The organism is Trichococcus alkaliphilus (genome assembly GCF_003008695.1).
GTDB classification, from domain to species: Bacteria; Bacillota; Bacilli; order Lactobacillales; family Aerococcaceae; genus Trichococcus; species Trichococcus alkaliphilus.
In genome coordinates this window covers 117,052-140,202 of sequence record NZ_PXZT01000005.1, presented here as the reverse complement: position 1 = coordinate 140,202, position 23,151 = coordinate 117,052, and the positions used below count along the sequence as shown (strand labels likewise).

The following is a 23,151-nucleotide window of genomic DNA, read 5'->3' as shown; positions in this document are numbered from 1 at the left end:
TATTTATGAGATTGATTTACTATGGGGTCAGTGCTGACGAAGAAAAATTCATTAAGCGGTGGAGTTTCAGCAACAAGATACCCGTGACCATCATCAACGAAGGCATATCCAGTGAAAATGTCCATTTCGCCGGCCCCCACGACGGGGTCTGCCTGTATCCGAGTCCGGAAATGCGCCAAAGCGAGCTGCTTTACCGTAAATTGAGGGAACAAGGGATCCACCAATTGTCGGTCAAATCGACAGGTGTGGATGGAATCAACTTCGAATGGGCCCAGAAATACGAATTGACCGTGACGAACGTTCCTTCCTACAGTCCCACTTCAGTCGGTCATTTTGCGATCATGTCGATTTTGATGGTCCTGCGGAATATCCCGACCGTCCTGCAAACTAATTCATCCCGTAAAACAACGATCGGCCGGGAACTGCAGGATGTAACTGTCGGAATCTTAGGGACTGGCCGGATCGGTTGTGTGGTAGCGGAAGGCATCCATGCTTTGGGCGGTCGCGTGATCGCCTCAAGTTCAAAAGAAAATCCGTGCTTGAAAGGGAAAGTCAGCTATGTTTCTTTTGAAGAACTATTGAAAGAATCGGATGTTCTTTCCATACACATCCCCTTATCCGAAAAGTCCATGCATCTTTTTTCTGAAGAAAATTTTGCGGAAATGAAACCCGGAAGTTGTCTTGTGAATACGGCCCGCGGAAAAATCGTCGATACTGAAGCGCTGATCCAAGCTTTGGCAACCGGAAAACTGGCTGGTGCAGCATTGGATGCGTTAGAGGACGAGGAAAAATATTTTTCCGTCGGTTGGGAAAATAACCCATACTATTCCCGCTTGATGGACTTCGCGAATGTGATGATCACACCCCATATTGCCTACCATACAGAATTGGCCGTGCAAGAAATTGTTGAGACCTCGTTATCCAATGCGCGGGATATCATAATAGCAGGAAGTTCGCGCAACACGATTTCACTTTGAAAACCAAAAAGAAGGAGGAGATGACGATGATCCAGGCGCAAATCAGTGGATTGAAAAAAAGTTTCGGCAAGAACGAAATATTGAAAAACGTAGGTTTGACCATCAACAAAGGCGAAGTTGTCTGCATTATCGGCCCGAGCGGCTCCGGAAAAACCACCTTCTTGCGTTGTTTGAACCTCTTGGAACAGCCGGATGCTGGCATGTATGAACTCGGCGACCTTCGTTATGACCTGAGTCGCATCGGCACACATCAGAGCCGCGAAATTGCCAGGAAAACAGCGATGGTTTTTCAATCCTATGAATTATTCAGTCATATGACGGTTCTGCAGAATGTGATGGAAGGATTGGTTACACCACGAAAAGTCCCTAAAAAGCTGGCTGAAACGATTGCCACTGCCGTCCTTGAAAAAGTAGGGATGGCGGACAAAGCAGGGATGTATCCGATTCAACTATCCGGGGGACAGCAGCAACGGGTCGGCATTGCCCGCGCGATGGCGCTGTCTCCAGAACTTCTGTTATTCGATGAACCCACATCGGCCCTCGATCCGGAACTTGTCGGGGATGTGCTGAATGTGATGAGGCAATTGGCCGACTCAGGTCAAACGATGATCATCGTCACCCATGAGATGCAATTTGCGCAAGAAGTGGCGGATAAAGTGGTATTCATGGCTGATGGGGTAGTCGTTGAAGCAGGAACACCTGCTGAAGTCTTTGATCACCCTAAACAAGAACGGACAAAACAATTTTTAATGCAAGTCCGTTTCAATACAGCAGTCTGAGAGGGATGACACGTGGAATTTACGGAAACAAAAAGCAAACTTTGGACCAAAGATTTCCTCTTGGTGAACAGCATCACGTTTTTGGCAATGACGGCAATCACGACCCAAATGGGAACGTTGCCCCTCTATGTGACAGCCTTGGGTGGATCAAAAGCGGTGGCTGGAAGCATCGTAGGCATTTTAGGCATCTCGGCTTTATTTTTCCGCTTGCCGATCGGAATATTATTGGATCGGTACGGTCGCAGGCTGTTGCTGACTATCGGATTAGGGATTCTTTTTCTCGATTTCGCCTTGTTGAACGTACTGCAAACGCTGTTGATGCTGTTCTGTTTGCGGTTGATTCAAGGAATCGGCAACAGCATCCAAGCGACAAGCGCTGCGACCATGGCGGCAGATTTGATTCCAAAGGAACAGCTATCTGTCGGCTTAGGCTATTTCAGCATCGCGCAGGCGGTCCCTGGCGCAATCGGTCCTTTGCTGGGGTTGGCGGTGGTGGAAAATTACGGATTCGAGGCCTTGTTTCGGGTAGCGCTTTTGCTGACAAGTGTCGCTTTTGCATTAAGCTTTTTATTAAGTACGGAGTCGCCAAGAACGCTTTTTTTCGGAGAAAAGCCAAAGACGAAGGGCGGAGCGGCGGAAGCCTTGTCCGTCATGAAGAATAGGGGCGTGACGTTTCCGAGCCTAATCATGTTTCTGATTTGCTTTGCGAACTCCGGCGTTATCGCTTTTATCGCACAGTTTGCGATCGAAAAGAAAATAAGCGGGGCTGGCTACTACTTTACCGTGATGACGGTCGTCACGGTTCTGATCCGTTTTCTCTTCCCCCAAATGTTAAAGCGCGTCAATCAAACGTTTTTGATTTGCGGGAGCATATTGAGTATCAGTGCAGCATTCGGACTGCTTGCTTATGCCGATGATCTTGTCCATCTTCTTTTAGCGGCTGTCCTATATGGAATCGGGTTCGCCAGTTTGCTGCCGGTCATGAATACGATTGTTTTGCAAAGCATTTCCGACCATGAGCGCGGACGTGCGATAGCGATTTTCTCGGCTGCTCTGGACGTAGCGTACGGAGGTGGTGCAATGCTTTGGGGCATCATCGCCAGTTTGTTCGGGTTTCAAGTCATGTACCTGTTCTGTGGAGGATTTGGATTAGCAGCCCTATTTGCTTACATTCTGTTTGATGGCAAGAAGAAACAAATGTCATAAAGCATGACACATCTTGTGAGCCCATCCTTGCAACTCTTATCCTTTCTTACTAAAATTAAGAATATGATGAGAGAATGGAGGGGCCATTATGGATGTTTTAGATCGGAAAATTTTAAATATAATGCAAAAAAATAGCCGGATTACTGTCAAACAGATTGCTGAAGACTGTTTCATCTCGTCTCCATCCGTATCCGTGCGTTTACAGAATTTAGAGAGTATGGGGTACATTCGTACGTATCAAGCTGTTCTTGACCATCAGAAATTGGGCTTTTTGATAAAGGCTTATGTGAATTGCGCGGTAAATGCAAAGGATAAACAAGAGTTTTACCGTTACATCGAAGAAATCCCCAACGTCGTTGAGTGCGATTGCATTACGGGTGATTTCTCGATGTTATTGAAGGTCTATTTTACAAACACGATCGAGCTTGATGAATTTATAACTGATTTACAACGCTTCGGCGACACCAAAACGCATATTGTCTTTTCAACAAATGTCGGTCCCCGTGGCCTGCAAATCCAAATAAACGAATAAGCAAAGACGCCGAGAGTCATTTTCGGCGTTTTTGCTTATTTTTGTCATCCCAAACCAATCGAATCCAGATCTCCGACGAAGGTTCCATCAATCGGATGGTGCCGATTATCCGGTGAGGGCTGCCTCACCGAGAAAAACTGAAGTTACCGGCTTCGATTATCCGGCGAACGCCGGTTCATCGGTAACTTTCGGAGTGTTCATTGTCGGATACCCGACGAGAGGTGGCTCACCGGGTAAAATCGAAGTTTCTGATCGTAGTTAAACGTTGAAATATCAACGTTTGTATGATTCTGGTGATATCAATAATCTGGAAGTTGGCACATATAAAGGTTTGACAGATATTCACAAATATTTGTTTGATGATATTTATGATTTTACGGGCAGGACCCGTGCTTTAAATATCTCGAAGGGAGATTTCAGATTTGCACCAGTCATGTTCTTGGAAGTTTCTTTGAATCACATTGACAGTATGCCACAATCCACTATCGAGGAAAATGTGGCGAAATATGTGGAAATGAATATTGCACACCCTTTTCAAGATGGAAATGGACGGAGTACACGCATCTGGTTGGATTTGATTCTAAAGAAAGAACTGAGGAAAGTTGTAGACTGGAACCTGATCGACAAAGATAATTATCTGTCTGCCATTGAACGCAGCCCCGTCAATGATCTGGAAATCAGATACTTGATCAGTAATGCCTTGACTACGTCAATTGATGATAGGGAAGTGTACATGAAAGGCATTGATGTCAGTTATTATTACGAGGGATATGCAGAATATACTGTTGATGATTTATAGAGGTGAAGCGGAAAATTGGTGAGACTATATTTTTTAAAAACGGAGTGCATGGCCTCATCTCCGACGAAGGCTGCCTCGTCGGAGATGGACGGGAAAATGGAATCTGATCTCCGATGAAGGTCGCTTGACCGGAGGAGACTACGAAAAACAGTGCTGTTCCCCGGCAAGAACCGTCTCGTCGGAGAAAAATGAGCAAACCCAAAAATCCGAAAGCAATATAAAGAATTTTTGATTTTTTAGGTGCTCAAATTCTCTAAGAGTTAAGGAACTTTCCAATACTCATGGTATGATGAAGTTACTATGTAAAACAGGAGGCGATAAAGTGGTAAAGACAAATCCAGTATTGATTGTTTTATTCGGCGCGACAGGTGATTTAGCCCAAAGAAAGTTATATCCTTCATTTTTCAGATTATTCCGAAGCGGTGCGTTGGCAGAACGTTTCGCAGTGATTGGGACGGCAAGAAGAGAGTGGAGCGACGAGCATTTTCGGGACGTGGTTTCAGAATCGATTCAATCATTCCAGCCGACAGAAACGGAAAAAGCTGCTTTTTTAAGCCACTTTTATTATCGTGCGCATGATGTTTCAGATGTGGAGCATTATATTCATCTCAAAGAGCTGGCTGACAAATTGGATGCCCAGTATGATCTGGTTCAGAACCGGATGTACTATCTGGCGATGGCCCCGCAATTTTTCGGACCTATCGTGACTCATTTAAAAGGTCAGCAGATTGTGACGGACAAAGGATTCAACCGTGTCGTCATCGAAAAGCCATTCGGGATGGATTATGCATCAGCTGAAGAATTGAATGACCAAATCACGCAAGTGTTCCCGGAGGAGGATATTTTCAGGATCGATCACTATTTGGGCAAAGAGATGATCCAGAATATTTTGGCCGTGCGTTTGACGAATCCGTTCCTGGAATCTTCGTGGAATCGTGATTATATCGAAAATATTCAGATCACTTTTGCCGAGGAATTGGGCGTGGAAGATCGCGGCGGCTACTATGACCATAGCGGGGCTTTGAAAGATATGGTCCAAAACCATATTCTGCAAGTGTTGTCCTTGCTGGCGATGGAACCTTTAACTTCCGTATCCGAAGCGAATATCCAAACAGCCAAAATCAAAGCACTGAATGATGTGCGTATCTATACCCCGGAAGAAGTTCATGAAAACTTTGTCAGAGGGCAATATGCGGCAGGTCATTTGGGCGATAAGGGATTTGTCGCTTATCAAGAAGAGCCGAATGTCGCAAGCGATTCGAGGACTGAAACGTTTGTGGCCGGAAAATTCATGGTGGACAATCCGCGCTGGAACGGGGTGCCATTCTATGTGCGAACCGGAAAACGCCTGACGGAAAAAGGAACGCGCGTCAATATCGTTTTCAAAAAAGTTCCCGTCAATCCGTTTGATGCTGAGAAGGATATCCCAGCATCAAACGATCTGACCATTTATATCCAGCCAACAGAAGGCTTTGCTTTGACCATGAACCGCAAAGAAATCGGGCAGGGATTCAATACGCAGCCAATCAAATTGGAGTACCGCCATGACAGCGAAATGATGGCCAATACGCCAGAAGCTTATGAACGCCTGACTTATGATGTTATTTTGGGCGATGCGACCAACTTTGCGCGTTGGGAAGAGGTCGCGCAATCCTGGAGAATCATCGATGCGATCCGGGAAACGTGGGACCGCGACAATGAAGAAATTCCGAAGTATGCCGCAAGAACAATGGGACCAAAAGAAGCATTTAATCTGTTGAGAAAAGAAAACCACGAGTGGGTTTGGACACCGGATGAGTGGTACCGCGAACGCGGGTTGTTGAAGGGGTAAATCCGGTGTCGCAACTTTTGTTGTTGTGACCGGGCAGGCTCTCCTCCGGGGAGGGTCTGCTGGCCGGAGGAGAGCCAAGATAACGATGCTGGTCTCCGGTGTGGACCGGTTAACCGTAGGACAGCATACTGAACAAGATCTCATCTCCGGCCAAAGCTGCTTCACCGGAGAACAACGAAGTAAACGATCATCACCAAACTACAAAAAGGAGTGCTCACGAACCAGCTGAGCACTCCTTTTTTTGGTTTGCGGTAATAATAATGGTTTCAAACATGAAGCCGAATTCCCGGCGAGAGCCTGTTCACCGGAGATTACCATTCTGAGGTTAGGTGAATTTTCTGAATTTCCGATTACTCAACCTTGACTTCACCTCAAGGTTAAGGAGTAAGGTTCTGATAAGCCTATAACAGGTACCCGGTGGTATAATAAAAATGGACAAGCAGTTGGCAGATGCAGAAAACCGTTTTTCGATTCTTTATTATTGGATACTCCGGGTCAGAATGGAAAGGATGAAGATAATGGCAATCAAAGACAAAGTAGTGATCATCACGGGAGCTTCTTCAGGGATCGGCGAGGCGACAGCCCGATTGTTGGCGAGCAAAGGCGCCAAGTTGGTTTTGGGAGCGCGCAGAGAAGAAAAATTACAGAAATTGGTTGATGAAATCGTTCAGGCTGGCGGGGAAGCTATTTATCACGTTACGGACGTCACCAAAATCGAGGACAACAAAAAAATGGTTGATCTGGCAAAAGAAAAATTCGGCAGAGTGGATGTCATTTTTCTGAATGCCGGCGTGATGCCGAATTCGCCTTTGTCGAAGCTGAAATCAAAGGATTGGAATCTGATGGTGGATGTCAACATCAAAGGCGTGCTGAACGGAATCGAAGCGGTCCTTCCGGAATTCGTAAAACAAAAATCCGGTCATGTCATCACCACCTCGTCAGTTGCGGGCCTTAAAGCATATCCAGGCGGAGCCGTATACGGCGCGACGAAATGGGCAGTCCGCGATCTGATGGAAGTGTTGCGCATGGAATCCGCTATGGAAGGCACCAACATCAGAACAGCCACAATCTATCCGGCCGCCATCAACACGGAATTGCTGGAAACGATCAGCGACGATAAGATCGCCAAAGATATGGGGATCATTTATAAACAATACGGCATCAGCCCGGATCGCGTAGCCAATGTGGTCGCCTTCGCGATCGACCAGCCTGAGGATACCAACGTCAACGAATTTACGATCGGACCGACCATCCAACCTTGGTAGATAAATTAGAATAAAAGAGAGCCAACTGCACCGAAATATCCGGTGCAGTTGGCTCTCTTTTTGTGTCTTCTGAATGTTACCGTGGTACTCTCCTCCGGTGAAGGAATCCTTGGACGGAGGAGAACAGCGAAACCGAATCCGTTCTCCTCCCAGAGTCTCCCCGCCGGAGCAGAGCGACGTCACCGGTATCGTATCTCCTGCCACACCCGCTTGGCCGGAGGACAGTACCAGAACGGATTACCACCTCCGGCTGCTACCCAACTCCACCCACAAAAGCCAAACCAACAATTCAACAAGAATGAAAGTAAGCAGAAAATATTTCACAAATTAATTGACAACCCTCCATGATTCTTGTATATTTATTAAAAATATATGAAACTTTGATGAGATAAGTAGTTGGGAAAGAAACCACAGAGAGTCTGCGGATGGTGAGAGCAGATGTTTCGGAATCAGCGAAAATGGTCTTTGAGTTATCGCTTGTGAGGGAAACTTAGCAAGAGACGGGTACGCCCGATAGAGCGTGAAGGGATGACAGTCCCTTGCTGAGATAATCTTTATGATTATGAACAAAGGTGGTAACGCGAGCATTCGCCCTTTCAATAGGGGGAGTGCCTTTTTTTATATATTTTTAAAACATTTTTGGAGGCGAAAATATGGAGCAATCATTTGTAAGGGAAATGACATCAAAGCATTTAGTTATGCTTTCATTGGGTGGCGTAATAGGAACCGGAATCTTTTTGAGTTCGGGGTATTTGATTCAAACGACGGGTTCGATCGGAACCATCATTGCGTATCTGATCGGAGCGTTTTTGGTAACGTTGGTCATGATGTGTTTGGGCGAATTGTCGGTCCATGAGCCTAGTACGAGTTCGTTCCACAACTACGCTTCAAAATATATCCATCCCGGAGCAGGTTTCGTGGTGGCGTGGCTTTATTGGTTAACGTGGACAGTGGCATTGGGATCGCAATTCATCACTTTGGCGATTTTATCGCAACGCTGGTTTCCGGGCATTCCCACATGGCTTTGGTGCATCTTTTTCATAGGCATTATTTTACTCTCAAATATTATTGATGTGCATTGGTTTTCCGTCAGCGAATTTTGGATGTCATTGATCAAAGTGCTGGCACTGGCAATTTTCCTTATCCTGGGTCTGGGTGGTATTTTTGGATTTATACCGATTGAAGGAAATTCGTCAGCACCACTTTTCAGCCATTTGACGGAAAATGGTTGGTTCCCGAAAGGCGCAGGATCCGTATTCTTGGCGATACTGTCGGCTAACTTCGCTTTTTCCGGAGCGGAATTGATCGGCGTAGCCGCTGGCGAAACGACAAACCCCAAGAAAAATATCCCGAAAGCAATCCTGCAGACAATTGTCATTTTGGTGGTCTTATTCATTGGGACGATTGTTGTGATCGGTGTGCTTCTGCCGGATTCTGCGGCTAATTTGGATGAAAGTCCAGTGACCGTTATCCTGAATTTGATGGGTATCCCTTACGCCGCAGACATCATGAACCTCGTCCTGATTACTGTAGTTCTTTCCGGCGCAAACTCAGGTGTTTACGCAGCATCAAGAATGCTTTGGTCGTTGGCCAATGCAGGAACGCTGCCGAAACGATTCGCCAAATTATCCAAGCGCGGATTGCCAATCTACGGGTTGCTGCTGACCATTTTGGGCGGACTCCTCTCCCTGTTTTCCAGTATTTATTCCGCGGACACTGTTTACCTTGCTTTGGTATCCATATCCGCATTCGCTGTCGTGGCGGTCTGGCTGAGCATCGCTTGGGCACAACTGAATTTCCGTAAAGACTATCTGAAATCGGGGCATAAGCTCGATGAGCTGGATTACAAAACACCATTCTATCCAATCGTTCCGTGGCTCGTCATTATCCTTTGTTCCGTATCGATCATCGGCATCGCTTTTGATCCGAACCAGCGGATTGCCTTGATCATCGGCATTCCATTCACAATCTTGTGCTTTTTTTATTACCAATTATTCTTCAGCAAAAAGGCCTCCGTAGCAGTCGGAAATCAAGAGGTAGGTGAGTTTACCGATGAATTTTAAAGAGTGGCAAAAGAACCAAAAAGTGATCCTTATCGATGGTTCGATGTCCTTGGGGCTTGAAGAGCAAGGCTTGGACCTGAATGATAAGTTATGGACTGCGAAAGCATTAGTGAATGAACCGGATAAAATTGAAAAAGTGCATCAGAACTATTACGATGCAGGGGCAAACATCGCCATTACCAGCAGCTATCAAGCGACGGTAGTCGGATTTGAGCGTTTGGGCCATACAACCGAAGAAAGCCGGACTTTGATCAAAAGAACGGTCCAACTTGCAAAACAGGCCCAGGTAAAAAGCCAAGGCACCCAAGAAAAATGGGTGGCAGCTTCGGTCGGCCCGTATGGTGCTTACTTGGCGGACGGCTCCGAATACCGGGGCAATTACGGTCTGTCGCAAACCGAATTGGTTGATTTTCACCGCGAAAGGCTTGAATTGTTGCTGGAAGCAGGAGCTGATCTGCTAGCCATCGAAACCATTCCGGACATAACGGAAATCCAGGCCCTGATTGAATTGCTGGCTCAACATCCCAAGGCGATAGCCTGGCTGACGGTAACCTTGAAAGACGCCCACCACTTATGTGACGGGACCGATCTGCGTGTATTCCAACTATTGGCAGAGTCGTCCGAGCAAATCATTGCCTACGGCGTCAATTGCGTGCAGCCTGATTTAGTCTTGCTTGCCTTGGAATATCTGAAGGAGATTGCGACAAAGCCATTGGTCGCTTATCCGAATTCGGGAGCGATCTACGATGCCACCACCAAAGTATGGACGCACAGTCATGCAGTGGATGAAGTGTTCTCAAACGATGCATTGAAATGGCACGGATTGGGCTGCAAATGGATCGGCGGGTGTTGTTGCACATCATCCAAAGAAATCAAGCTGTTGAAGGAAACCTTTTCCGCAGTTCTTTAGTTGGAATTAACATAATAAAATAAACCCATCATCCTTTATGTGAAAAACTAAGGATGGTGGGTTTTGTGTCTTTTAGTAGTGGGTGGTCATACCTCATGTATTTCTTTCAAGCCTTGTTTATGACTTTTGTACTACTTTTATATACAGTTTGCTGTATACAAATCAAATAAAGTGGTGAGTACAGTGACGGCAAATCAAAACAAAACATTGAAATGGCAAGGCGGCGGCTGCTGAATATCCTCAAAAGAACTCAAGCCGAGTGACAGGAATCGATTTCAACCAAGGTGACTGTTTTATCCGGATACTTTCTCTCCAAAACATCCACCGCAGTTGCTTCAGGCAAATCTTGCTTACCATCTAATGCCAAGCCCAATACTTCTTTCGCCTTGGCGTGTGCTTCTTGGGCAGTTGCACCTTGTGTCATTGCTTCGGGTATATCTGGGAATTGGACGAATATATAGTCGCCGTCTTCATTTTTCAAACCGTTGTTTTCCTACATTTTACTACCGGCGTTAACAATTTGTACTGGAAATCCATCTGTCTCCGTATGATATTTGCTTGTTCGATATCCAAAAAGTGTCAGATTAGTTAAGAATGTGCCATACAAATTTATGCAAAAATAAAAGATGGCGTTTTCTCGTTATGGAAGTACCATGAATTTAAACGCTACCAAAGTAGAGGGAAATTCCGTCCAGGTTTAAACTATTTGTGTAACCGATTACAAGAGGTCTTATAATTTACAATCAGTAGAAAGACAAATGGAAAATAGAGGAATCTTGAATTTAGAAATGAAACTACAAATAGCGAAGAAGCTGCGGGATAATGTCAGAATTTATCTGATCAGTTGATACGGAAAATAACTATCTTGGCTTTCAGCTCAATTAAGAAAGATGAAGAAAGGAAATACAGCTATTATGAAAATCGAAAAAATTAATTTAAATGAAGAGGATACGAATGTTACATTAACAACTTATTTATTGGATGACTCAGAAGAAATGTTAATCGGAAAGAGCAGACCCGCAGTTTTAATCTGTCCTGGCGGTGGATATATGTTTACCTCTGATCGAGAAGCAGAGCCACTTGCTTTACGGTTCGCTTCTATGGGCTATCATGCATTCGTCTTAAGGTACTCGGTATTCAGTAACAGTGGCCTTGCTTTTCCTGATCCCAAAAAAGATGATATATATACGAATAGCACGTACCCTAATCCTATCAGAGAAATCGGGAAAGCACTCCTTATCATTAATGAACATGCTGAAGAATGGAAAGTTCGTAGTGATCAGATCGTTCTCTCTGGTTATTCTGCCGGGGCGCATAATTGTGCCCTCTACTGCGTAAATTGGAATAAGCCAGTCATAACGGACTATTTCAATAGTCCTCAAGAGGGACTTAAACCAGCAGCCGCAATTCTAGGTTACGGTGTTTATGATTTTGAATTACAGAAAGATTTTAAGACTGAAAGTGCTGATGAATGGCAAGTAAAGTTGAATGATGCCTTCAACTTTGCGTATTTTGGAAAAACAAAGGTGACTGATGATTTAATATTATCCAGCAGCCCAGCTCAATTAGTAGACAAAGATACACCACCAATGTTTCTTTGGGCCACACGTGAAGATAATGTTGTCAGCGTTACTCAAACGACAGGAATGGCTCACGCTCTTGCGATGAAGGGGATTCCTTTTGAGACACATATATATGAAAAAGGACATCATGGTCTCTCGCTATCCACACAGGCTACTGCTAAATCTAAAGAAGATATTATTCGTGAAGTAGATAATTGGATTGGACTCGCAGAAACTTGGTTGAATAATCGATTCCCTTTAGATTTGGTAGAGAAAACACCTATATTTAATTTTGAGCAGCTACTATAATAAATTGGAGGGTTTTTATGTTTAACTTAAACACATTGAAGAGCTTATTGAAATGTTGACGGATGGCCCATCTGTGATAATGAAACCATAAGAAAAAAGAATCTATACAGAAATGAAGTGATCACCATCATAGCAATTACAGAAGAACAAATGAACCACATTTCCCAATTGATCCAATCGATGACCATTGATGAGAAAATCGGCCAGATGAATCAGGCCGCTGTATCTATAGTCGGAGGGTTTGAAGTACCTTTTGAAGAATTGATTGAAATGCTTACGGATGGCCGGATCAGCCATGCCGAATTTGAGAAAATCATGTCAACCGCGGAGCAGGACTATCACGAAGATGAAATCCGAGCGGGAAAAGTCGGATCCTTGATGTTGCAGGATGCAAAAAAGGCGAATGAACTGCAGAAAATTGCAGTCGAAGAAAGCAGATTAGGGATTCCCTTGATTATCGGTTTGGATGTGATTCATGGATTCCGCACCGTGTTTCCGATCGCATTGGCCGAAGCCTGTTCCTTTGAAGACGAGTTGTTCGTAAGAACCGCAAGAATGGCGGCAAAAGAATCCCGCAAGCAAGGGGTGAACTGGCATTTTGCGCCGATGATCGATGTATCGAGAGACGCTAGATGGGGCAGAGTATCCGAAGGTCCGGGAGAAGACCCGTATTTAGTTTCCCAATTTGCAAAAGCAAAAATCCAAGGACTGCAGGGAGATCAGAGCAGCACAGAGAATTATGTCGCCGCCTGCCTGAAACATTTCGTTGCTTACGGCGCAGCGGAAGGCGGTAAGGACTACAACACGACTTCCATGGCGGATTCATTGCTGAATAATGTGTATCTGGCGCCTTTTAAAGCCGCAATTGAAGAAGGTGCTGCCACGGTTATGGCTGCCTTCAATGATTTGAACGGCGTCCCCTGTACAGTGAACCAAGACATGCTGCGAGCGGTGCTGAAAGAGGAGTATGGTTTCGAAGGTTTTGTCGTCAGTGATGCGAATGGCATCAGGGAATGTGTCACTCACGGAATTGCTGAGGATGAAAAAGCTGCAGCAAGGCAGGCAGCTACAGCTGGCTTGGATATGGATATGGGGACAGGCTTGTACAGTGCGCATCTGAAAACGCTGATTGAGGAAAAACTAGTGGACGAAAGTCTCCTTGATGAGGCTGTAACCCGTATTCTTACAATAAAAATGTGGTTGGGCTTATTCGCTGAGCCTTATGTGGAAATCGAGGAAGAGGCTGAAGTTCCCCAGAACAATACCCAGTTAGCTTTGGAAGCAGCCGAGAAAGCCATTGTTTTGTTGAAGAACGAGAATAACCTTTTGCCTTTGGACAGAACTGCTAAAATCAGTGTCATCGGCGAGCTCGCTGATATGGCCACTGAAGTTGTCGGTGCCTGGTCGATAAGTTGGAAAGCGGAAGATTGTGTATCGGTGCTATCCGGCCTGTCGGCACAAGGGGAGCGGGTCAAATACTTTGCCACAGGTGGTCTAACGTCTCCTATGGATGAGAATAAGTTGAAAGAAGCCCTCGCTTACGGTGATGTTATCGTCGCTGTGGTGGGTGAAACAGTGTCGATGTCCGGAGAAGCAGCCTCACGTGCGACGATTACTTTACCAGGCTCTCAGAAACGGATGCTTGAGAAGGTCAAAGAAGCAGGAAAGCCTGTCGTTGCCGTTTTGATGAATGGCCGTCCACTGGCCTTGGAATGGGAGCACCAAAATGTTGATGCTATCCTGGAAACGTGGCACTTGGGGGTTCAGATGGGGACTGCCGTTGCGAATGTCATTTTTGGCTCCGCAAATCCCAGCGGTAAATTATCAGTATCGTTCCCAAGAGTGACTGGACAATGCCCAATCTATTACAATCACCCGAATACAGGAAGGCCCGGCGGAAAGAGCAAGTTTACGTCGAAATACATGGATGTAGAAAACGGGCCGCTGTATCCATTCGGATTCGGTCTATCCTACACCGAATACACATACAGCAACCTTATTTTGGAAAGGTTCACTGACAGCATCCGTGTGTCCGCTGATATCCAAAATACAGGAAAGAGACCAGGAACAGAGATTGTTCAATTATATGTCCGCGATATTGTTGGATCAATTGTTCGTCCTGTGCTTGAAATGAAAGATTACCAAAAAGTAACGCTGCTCCCAGGAGAAGTGCGGACGGTCAGCTTTGACCTTCCGAAGCAGAAACTGGGATTCTATGACAATAAAGGTGACTTCAAATTTGAAGACGGGGAATTTTTGATTTGTTTGGGCAAAAACTCTCAGGAATACTTAGAAGAGAAAATCACCCTGACATTTGATTGATCCGCTGGCGATACTTCGGACAATAATAGGGCAAGGACATGGATTTTGAACATCCAAGTCCTTGCCCTATTGTCTATGATGCTGGATTTGCCGAGGGGATACCCATCAATATCTTACCTTTCTGAACTGCTCTGGAGAATACCCGACATTCTTTTTGAAAACTTTACAGAAATAACTCGAGTCCCGGAACCCGCAAGAGTCTGCAATTTGATGGATTTTCTTTTCTGGGAATTGCAACAATTCCACTCTGGCGTGGATAATTCTTACATTCGTCAGAAAGTGATTGATTGTTTGGTTCATATTTTTTTTGAAAACCCCACAAATATGTTCCTTTGTCATTCCGCATGATGAAGCGATATCATCAAGATTGATAGGCTGGTGATAATTCTCTTCGATAAACGAAATGATACTGTTAACTGTTCTGTTTGTTCCAAATTGATTTTCTCCAATAATCAACCTTACTGCATTGGCCAAATTTAATAGAAGTTTATAACAATAGGTCGAAAGTTCAATTTTAAAATTCGCACTAGTCTTATAATTGTTTATCATTTCAACCACAGATGTTGAAAAAATCTGCGTATCAGATAAGTGGTAAGCGCCTGATTGTGTCATGTCCAGATTTTTTAAGAGTTCAAGACAAATATCTCCATTGAATCCTACAAAATCAAGCAGCCATTCATCGGATAGTGCATGGTACTCGTGAGCAGTGTTTGGATAAATCAGGAATCCTTGACCCTCATTGATGATCATTTTTTTCTCATCAATGATAACTTCTCCTTGGCCTTTTTCACAAAAAAACCATTGGAAATGGGAGACGCCTTCTATCCGGTTAATGGATTCTTGATTATGTTTAAATCCTAGGGTCAATACCATCATCGGAATGTTCGTGGAACGATAATCCAGATTATTTATGGTGATTATCATGTGTTTTTTCTCCTCGTCTTAATATTTTACTATGATTATAAATATATTAAGATGGACGATGATTGTCAATAGGCACTATACTAAGCGTAGATAGAAAAGGAGGAATATCAATGACAAAAATACCTGAAATCAGAAACGAAAAGGGATTTCCAACACTTTACGTAAAGGGAGAACCATTTTTTTCATTAGCCGGTGAACTTCATAATTCGAGTACCAGCGATCTAAAATACATGGAGGAAAACGTGTGGCCGAATTTGAAACCGCTTAATATGAATTCTGTAATTGCGCCAATCTATTGGGAGTTGATAGAACCTGTAGAAGGGGAGTTTGATTTTACTTTGTTGGATGGACTCATCAACCAAGCTAGAGAGCAAAAGATGCACCTCATCTTGATCTGGTTTGGACTATGGAAAAATGCTGAGAGCATGTATACGCCCAAGTGGATGAAGCAGGACTCCAGCAAATACAGCAGAGCGCAAACTGCTAAAGGAGAAAAGCTGCATTCCATTTCGCCTTTATGCGAACTGGCTGTCGAGAAAGATGCCTACGCTTTTTCCAAAGTGATGAAGCATATTAAGGAGACAGACCAAGAACATTCAACTGTTATCATGGTTCAGGTCGAAAATGAAATCGGTTTATTAGGGACGGACAGAGACTATAGTCCCCTAGCAAATGAACTCATCAGCAAAGAGATCCCCAAAGATTTAGCGGATAATCTTAACTTAGTTGGCACATGGGACGAGGCTTTCGGGAAAGATGCTAATGAAAGCTTTATGGCCTATCACTACGCAAGTGCGGTTGAAAAAATTGCCTCAGCCGGAAAATACGAATATCCAATTCCATATTTCACAAACGCTTGGCTAAAACAGTATCCATGGTATCCTGGTTCGTATCCTAGCGGCGGCCCTGTAAAAGAAGTTCATAAAATTTGGAAATCCGTTGCGCCATCCTTATTTACTTTGGCCCCAGACATCTATGTTCCCTATGTGGCACAAGTATTGGATGAGTATGCATATGAAGGAAATCCGATGTTGGTTCCGGAAGTCAGAAAAGATGCAGTCACTTCTTCCTACTGTTTGTATGCTTTTACGAAGCATAATGCGATTGGTTATTCTCCATTTGGGATTGAAGAATTGGTGCTCCCTCCAGAAAGTATCAATAAGCCTCCAATGGATGTGATGCTGGCTCTAAATATAGATCCATCCGCTTTTGATATCGAAGGCAGTAAGAACTATTTGGCCAAAACATACTCTATAATCGAAAACATAAAACCACTCTTGATGGAGTATCGAGGAACGGGTAGAGTGCATAGTTATGTTAAAAAACACGAAACCGATTTTGGTGCTTTCATCAGCCTGACTAATTATGATGTAGTTGTTTCTTATGCACCGAGAATGGACAAGAAGCCTGTTGCTTCAGGGGCGATTTTTGAACTTGAAGAAAACAAATTCTTACTTGTAGGAATGATGAGCAAGCTTAGCTTCCGGGCTAAGCCAGGTGAAAATTATAAAGTAGAAGTGATCAAATTTGAAGAAGGCGATTTAAAAGATGGGGAATTTATATCCGGTAGAGTTCTGAACGGTGATGAAAAAATGTTAGTTGGTTTTGATGCAATGCCAAGTTGCTACAGCATTGAATTGTTTAAATATTAAGGTGGCATTCGAATTGAACTAGAATTGATTATACGTCAGTCGGTTCAGTTTTCCCTTTATGCTTCTCCAAAGCAGTCAGTCCTTTTTAGTGGTCTAGGATGAGTATTCTGACAAACCATTATAAAGGACTTTTTAATGTTGTCTTAAAATCCAGCTTGTTATTTTAAGTGCAGCACTGTTTTTATTCTGTATGCTCTTGTGAGGAGCTGCCTGAATAGCATATAGTAATACCTGAAAGAGGTGATTGTATGAAACTCATCAATCCATGGGAAAACATCAAGATTAAAAAAATCGGAAACAAGGAAGTCATCCAAAATTTTGATGATGATATCCATCTGCTGTATGTGTTGGTCGGGGAACTGTCGGTAGAATCCGAAGGCAGTTATTTGACTTTGCAAAAGGACGATTTTTTCATTCTGCATAAATCCAAATCGTATACATGCCATACCGGCGACTCAAAAGTTTTTCAGTTGTCGCTGCAGTATTTTTATTCCGAAGAGGATGAGTCCGACCCGTACAGCTACTATTTTACCGGCGATTCAGTCAAAAATACCCACAGCTCGGATATGCAGGTAACCTATCTGTTGAACCAATTGGTGGAACTGTATATTTTCAAGGAACAGAAACGGATATCGGAAATCTTTGAGGTGTACTTCAACCTCATCAATACGTTGGAAAAGAAGTATTTTGTGAAAGTGCAACTTGAGTCGGACAGGAGCATCAAGCAAAAAGTCGAGGAAGTCAAATTTTACATCGATAATAACTTTGATAAAGAGATCCGCTTATCCGATTTGGCGGGGAAATTGTTCGTATCGGAACAATACCTTTCCAAACTGTTCTCGAACGAAATCGGCTTGTCACTGAGCGAGTATCTGATCAGAAAGCGCTTGGAAAAAGTGCGGAAAGATTTGTTCGAAACAGAAAAATCCGTGACCAACATTGCATTCTCAGCTGGATTTTCCAACATCAATTCCTTCAACCGGTTGTTCAAAAAATATCAAGGGCTGACTCCCAGCGAGTACCGCAGAGAATCAAAAAAAGGCATCGAAATCCAATCTTCACCTTTTGCGATACCGAATGAAGAATTGACGGATCTGCAGAAGTACTTTGTGGAAGAGGAGGAAGGCAATAGTGCCGACAAGCTGAAAATCGATGTTTCAGAGTCGGAAGATTTCGATTACGACAAATATCTGATCAATCTCGGTTACGCCGGTGACCTGCTCCACACGTCGTTCGCCCAACAGATCCGATACACGCAAGAGCAGAACGCTTTTCGCTATGGCCGGATTTGGGGCTTGTTCAACAATGTATTATTTGAACAAGTTGGCGATGAATTCGACTTCACAAAAGTTGATGAAATCCTGCAGACGGTTCTCGATGCCGGGATGATTCCGTTTTTGGAACTCGGATTCAAAGGCAAACTGATACATGAAACCCATACAAAAATCATTAAGAAAGAACCGTTTGAGCTGAAGACCAACAGAATGGACGGGATTTTGCTCAGGTTCACAACCTTTCTCAACCATTGCATCGATAAGTACGGCGATGAGGAAGTCTCAAAATGGATCATCGAAATATGGAAACCTAACGCATTGGTCCTTAAGAACACGGATCAGGAACAGCTATCCCTGATCGAGATGGGCGACGGACAGGTGGATATTTCGCAGTATCCGCACTATATCCGTTACTTCAGTAAAATCAGCGAATCTATCAAGCGTATCGTTCCGGGAATGCAAGTAGGCGGCTGCGGATTGAGTTTGGACATCGAGCGGGGAGACATGCGGAATTTTCTGCGCAAATGGAAACATGAAAAAGTCAAACCGGACTTCATCAGCATCGGCATCTATCCGATCGATGAAATCAAACATGGCTATGTTGTAGAGAAGCGTGCGAATCCGATTTCCCATGATGAAGATTATATGCTGAATAAAATCAAGGACATCCGCACCTTACTGGATGAATTGGATTTGGGTACGAAGTTGTACGTGACGGAGTTCAACGTGACCATCCTGAACAGGGAAATCGTCAATGATACGGCCTTCAAAGGCGCCTATATCCTGAAGAATATCCTTTCGATCCTTTCCTATTGCGATCTGATCGGGTATTGGCAAATGTCGGATTTGACGGTGACCAGTTTCGATACAGCCAAAAAAGAAATCTTTGGCGGAGCCGGTATCCTATCCAAAAACGGAGTCCCAAAAATCGGTTACTATGCTTTCAAATTTCTGAAGAAATTAGGTCCGAAAAGAATCTTCGCTTCCGAAAATCTGATTGTGACCAGAAAAGAAAAGCAATATCAGTTGCTGTGCTACCACTACAGCCATTTGAATGCGACCTATTACTACGACACCATCGGAGGATTCCACAAAAACAATGCCTACGCCATTTTTGACAATGAACAGCCGATCGATTGGACAATTGAACTGAATGGCTTTGAAGCAGCCGGGAAATACCGGATCACCAAGTACAGCATCGGGAAGAACAACGGCAATTTTTTGGAAGAAGTCAATGCGATCAGCCAAATCGATCATTTTGATAAAGAAATGATCCAATACCTGAAGCAAAAATGCGTTCCGAAGATCGAAATACTGACACAAATCATCAGCGATGATAAATTAGTACTGGAAATCCATCTGTCCCCGTATGATATTTGCTTGTTTGACATCCAAAAAGTATCAAATTAGTTAAGAATGTGCCACACAAATTTACACAACAATAAAAGGTAGCGTTTTCTTGTCATGGAAGTACCATGAATTTAAACGCTATCAAAGTAGAGGAAACTTCCGTCCCGGTATAAACTATGTATGTAATCGATTACAAGCGGTCTTATAATTTACAATCAGGAGGAAGACAAATGGAAAAACAGGTGGATATGAATTTTGAGGTAGCTAGTCAAAAAGTGCAAATTCAAGAAAAAACAAGTAAAAAGATAGCTGTTTTTTACAGCTTCGGTGAAGTTGGAAGTCAATTGAGTTGGTATATGATCAATACCTATCTGATGATTTTTTACACTGATATTATTGGGCTTTCTGCTGCTGCGATTTCAATGATCATGCTTGTTGCTCGTATCTGGGATGCTGTGAACGATCCAATGATGGGCATCATAGCTGATAGAACACATACTAGATGGGGTAAATTCAGGCCATATCTCATTTTTGCTCCACCATTCCTAGCTATATTTAATATTCTTACGTTTACGGTTTTCCCTGTAGAAGGTCTAACGAAAGTAATTCTTTGCTTAGTTTTATATATTGGCGCAGGAATGTCTTATACTGCACTTTCGGTTGGGTATGCCAGTTTAGTAAACCGAATTGCAAAAGACTCACAAGTTCGAATGAATTATACGTCAGCAAGAGCAGTTGGTGGCAGTATCATTCAAATGATTTTATCCATAGCAGTAATGCCAGCCATCTTATTTTTCAGTAACAGTGATGTTGCTAATTCTCGAGGCTACTTTTGGGTCACTGTTATTTGTTCCCTGATTATGATTCCAGCTTTTTGGCTAACAGCATATCATTGTAAGGAAACAGCAAGAACGGATTCAAGGAAGAGAGAGAAACAAAAAATTTCTGTTACGACATCTTTGAAAGCGCTATTTAAAAACAAAATGCTGTTGATCACAGTTTGGAGTGTTTTCTTGGGGGCAATGTCCGTTATTGGAAGAATGACCTTACTTGCATACTATGTAATTTATGTAGTCGGATCTTTTACAATGATTGCACCAATTTTTACAAGTATGACTGTTTTTCAATTGATAGGTAGTATGTTGTTGCCAGTGGCTACAAAGAAATTTGGTAAGAGAAATTGGTTGCTGATACTAAGTCTGATCAGTATTATATCTATATTCGTTCTTTTTCTTTTCCCATCCGGTAACACCGCCTTCTTGCTGACGACTGCTGCATTTATTGGACTTGCGAACTCAGCTGGCAGTGTTTCCACAGGAATGTTATCTGATTGTGTGGAATATGGAGATTGGAAATATAGAGTGCGAGATGAAGGATTGACATTCTCGTTCTTAGGATTTGGTGTAAAACTTGCATCAGCGATAGCCGGAGCCGGGGGAGTGCTGATGCTTTCAGCAACCGGTTATGTACCAGGAGCAGTACAGTCACAAGCCTCTATCACAGGAATAAATGTTGTAGTAAACTTAGTCCCTGCGATTTTAATGGTACTCAGCATTCTTCCCTTGTATTGGTACAAACTTGATAAAAAACAAATGGATCAAATCGCAGTCGAATTGGAAATCCGAGAACTAGAAGAAGATTAATGGATTGAGGCAAGGTATTTTGTAAGGAAATCTGTTTCAGAAACATTAGCTTTAAGAATCAACACCAAGAAATGAGTGGGAAATATGATTGAAAATCCTATACTTCCGGGATGTTATCCGGATCCATCAATAGTGCGTGTGGAAGATGATTTTTATTTAATTTCATCCAGCTTCAGTTTTTTTCCAGGGATTCCTATTTTTCACAGTAAAAATCTCGTCAACTGGGAACAAGTCGGCAATGTTCTTGACCGTAAAAGTCAACTGCCTTTGACCTATGAAATGATTTCCGGGGGGATTTTTGCACCCACTATCCGTTACCACGATGGGATGTTCTACGTCATTACCACCAACGTAACGATGCAAGGAAATAACTTCATTGTTACGGCTAAGGACCCAAAAGGGCCTTGGTCTGAAATTAATGTGATCCATGGGGCTGACGGAATAGACCCCTCATTATTTTTTGATGATGACGGCAAGGCATATTATACGGGTACTACCGGTTTCGGAGAAGAACCCAGAATTTGGTGCAGCGAAATTGATTTAGAAACCATGAAACTTGTTGGGGAAAGAAAAGTGTTGTGGAGCGGTGCTTTGAAGAATGCCGCTTCTCCCGAAGGCCCCCACCTGTATAAAAAAGACGGTTGGTATTATCTTATGATCTCTGAAGGAGGAACAGAACACTTTCATGCAATCACAATCAGCAGGAGCAAGGAGGTCATGGGGGAATATGAGGGGTACAAAGGCAATCCTATCTTAACCCACAGGCACCTTGGCAAAAATTATCCGATATGCAATGTTGGACACGGTGATCTTGTGGAATTAGCAAATGGATCTTGGTATATGGTAATGCTGGGCTCAAGACTGATGGGTGGTTACCATAAAATATTGGGCCGGGAAACGTTTATTGCTCCGGTCATATGGGAAGATGGCTGGCCGATTGTGAGCTACGGAACCGGTAAGGTCGAATTTACCTATCCGAACCCCACCGATCTCCCTGTCGGACCAAAAAAGACTGAGGAATTCTTTGATGACTTCAATGATGAAAAAATCGGATTGCAATGGAATTATCTGGGAACGCCATACGAAGATTTTGCTGACATCGAAGATGGGCACTTAAGATTGAAACTTTTACAAAAGCAAGTCACGCCTTGGGAGCTTCAGGGCCTCAGCGCTGATATGATGGAACGATATCAAGAGAGCGGTAAGACAAAAGAATGTGTCAGTTTCATCGGCAAAAGACAACAGCATTTGAAGTTTGAAGCAATCACTAAAATGATATTCAAACCCGAGCAGGAAGAAACAGCGGGATTGGTTGTGCTACAAAACAATGCCCATCAGCTGCGACTGGAAGTTTTTCAAAATAATGCCGGGAATACTTGCGTTAGATGCATCACTGCTGATACTTATGTTGAGAATAAGAAGCTCTATTACAGAGAGAGCAGCCACAATACGATCGAAATTAACAATTCCCTGGACAATGTATTGTTCTTGAAAATAGCGTCTGATGAAACGAAATACAGCTTCTATGCGGGAGCTGATGAAAAAAACATGGCGACAGTTTCAGAAAATATCGATGGTAGTTTCCTGGGGTCAGAGACGGCCGGTGGATTCGTTGGAGCGTATATTGGTATGTTTGGCAGCGGGGTGAGCGAGCCGAAGAATAAGCAAGTCTTATTCGATTGGTTTTCCTATAATCCTATCCACTAGTAATTAGTCAAAGAAAAGAAGGCAAGCGGATGTTTACCTATAAGAT

The 23,151-nt window shown here is 43.6% G+C and carries 16 protein-coding genes, 1 pseudogene and 1 other annotated feature; of the genes and pseudogenes, 15 read left to right on the top strand and 2 right to left on the bottom strand.

Translation table 11 applies throughout. The features are described from left to right. The first annotated feature begins 5 nt into the window (after nucleotides 1-5). The 9 genes and pseudogenes from C7R73_RS06380 (at nucleotide 6) to mmuM (ending at nucleotide 10,362) form a co-directional block, all read left to right on the top strand. Entirely contained in the window at nucleotides 6-977 is a 972-nt protein-coding gene (locus C7R73_RS06380) for an NAD(P)-dependent oxidoreductase (RefSeq protein ID WP_106449682.1), read from the top strand. 26 nt (nucleotides 978-1,003) lie between these two features. Next, nucleotides 1,004-1,756, top strand: a complete 753-nt coding sequence (locus C7R73_RS06375; RefSeq protein WP_106449681.1) for an amino acid ABC transporter ATP-binding protein — start codon at nucleotides 1,004-1,006, stop codon at nucleotides 1,754-1,756. A gap of 12 nt (nucleotides 1,757-1,768) precedes the next feature. Further along, entirely contained in the window at nucleotides 1,769-2,962 is a 1,194-nt protein-coding gene (locus C7R73_RS06370) for an MFS transporter (protein ID WP_106449680.1), read from the top strand. Between the two features lie 88 nt (nucleotides 2,963-3,050). Beyond that, entirely contained in the window at nucleotides 3,051-3,494 is a 444-nt protein-coding gene (locus tag C7R73_RS06365; protein WP_106449679.1) for an Lrp/AsnC family transcriptional regulator, read from the top strand. A 268-nt stretch (nucleotides 3,495-3,762) separates the two neighbouring features. Next, nucleotides 3,763-4,293 (top strand): annotated as a pseudogene (gene fic / locus C7R73_RS06360) (protein adenylyltransferase Fic); the annotation flags it as partial. Nucleotides 4,294-4,615: 322 nt separating this feature from the next. Continuing rightward, a complete protein-coding gene (zwf, locus tag C7R73_RS06355) occupies nucleotides 4,616-6,124 on the top strand; it encodes a glucose-6-phosphate dehydrogenase (RefSeq protein ID WP_239992587.1) in 1,509 nt (502 codons plus the stop codon). 518 nt (nucleotides 6,125-6,642) lie between these two features. Continuing rightward, nucleotides 6,643-7,389: an SDR family oxidoreductase gene (locus tag C7R73_RS06350; RefSeq protein WP_106449729.1), complete on the top strand. Its 747-nt coding sequence runs from the start codon at nucleotides 6,643-6,645 to the stop codon at nucleotides 7,387-7,389. A 371-nt stretch (nucleotides 7,390-7,760) separates the two neighbouring features. After that, nucleotides 7,761-7,988: a binding site (T-box leader), on the top strand. Nucleotides 7,989-8,042: 54 nt separating this feature from the next. Further along, complete coding sequence (locus C7R73_RS06345) at nucleotides 8,043-9,452, top strand: amino acid permease (protein ID WP_106449677.1); 1,410 nt, start codon at nucleotides 8,043-8,045, stop codon at nucleotides 9,450-9,452. After that, a complete protein-coding gene (gene mmuM, locus C7R73_RS06340) occupies nucleotides 9,442-10,362 on the top strand; it encodes a homocysteine S-methyltransferase (protein ID WP_106449676.1) in 921 nt (306 codons plus the stop codon). The genes C7R73_RS06345 and mmuM overlap by 11 nt, the downstream gene beginning before the upstream one ends. 250 nt (nucleotides 10,363-10,612) lie before the next feature. On the opposite strand, the gene C7R73_RS06335 is transcribed toward mmuM, so the two are convergent. Further along, complete coding sequence (locus C7R73_RS06335; protein WP_106449675.1) at nucleotides 10,613-10,843, bottom strand: type II toxin-antitoxin system HicB family antitoxin; 231 nt, start codon at nucleotides 10,841-10,843, stop codon at nucleotides 10,613-10,615. Nucleotides 10,844-11,276: 433 nt separating this feature from the next. Here C7R73_RS06335 and C7R73_RS06330 point away from each other — a divergent pair, with 433 nt between their 5' ends. Next, nucleotides 11,277-12,233, top strand: coding sequence for an alpha/beta hydrolase (locus tag C7R73_RS06330; RefSeq protein ID WP_106449674.1), 957 nt, complete (start codon nucleotides 11,277-11,279; stop codon nucleotides 12,231-12,233). A 117-nt stretch (nucleotides 12,234-12,350) separates the two neighbouring features. Continuing rightward, on the top strand, nucleotides 12,351-14,555 hold the full coding sequence (locus C7R73_RS06325) for a glycoside hydrolase family 3 N-terminal domain-containing protein (protein ID WP_205076482.1): 2,205 nt from the start codon (nucleotides 12,351-12,353) through the stop codon (nucleotides 14,553-14,555). Nucleotides 14,556-14,660: 105 nt separating this feature from the next. Here the strand turns inward: C7R73_RS06325 and C7R73_RS06320 are convergent, their stop codons facing one another. Continuing rightward, entirely contained in the window at nucleotides 14,661-15,479 is an 819-nt protein-coding gene (locus tag C7R73_RS06320; protein ID WP_106449673.1) for a helix-turn-helix domain-containing protein, read from the bottom strand. Nucleotides 15,480-15,589: 110 nt separating this feature from the next. Here C7R73_RS06320 and C7R73_RS06315 point away from each other — a divergent pair, with 110 nt between their 5' ends. The 4 genes from C7R73_RS06315 (at nucleotide 15,590) to C7R73_RS06300 (ending at nucleotide 23,105) form a co-directional block, all read left to right on the top strand. Beyond that, nucleotides 15,590-17,131, top strand: coding sequence for a DUF5597 domain-containing protein (locus C7R73_RS06315; RefSeq protein WP_106449672.1), 1,542 nt, complete (start codon nucleotides 15,590-15,592; stop codon nucleotides 17,129-17,131). A 248-nt stretch (nucleotides 17,132-17,379) separates the two neighbouring features. After that, a complete protein-coding gene (locus C7R73_RS06310) occupies nucleotides 17,380-19,815 on the top strand; it encodes a GH39 family glycosyl hydrolase (RefSeq protein ID WP_106449671.1) in 2,436 nt (811 codons plus the stop codon). 170 nt (nucleotides 19,816-19,985) lie between these two features. Continuing rightward, nucleotides 19,986-21,398, top strand: a complete 1,413-nt coding sequence (locus C7R73_RS06305) for an MFS transporter (protein ID WP_239992586.1) — start codon at nucleotides 19,986-19,988, stop codon at nucleotides 21,396-21,398. Between the two features lie 84 nt (nucleotides 21,399-21,482). Further along, nucleotides 21,483-23,105 carry a glycoside hydrolase family 43 protein gene (locus C7R73_RS06300; protein WP_106449670.1) on the top strand — a complete coding sequence of 541 codons (1,623 nt, stop codon included), beginning with the start codon at nucleotides 21,483-21,485 and terminating at the stop codon, nucleotides 23,103-23,105. Nucleotides 23,106-23,151: the final 46 nt, after the last annotated feature.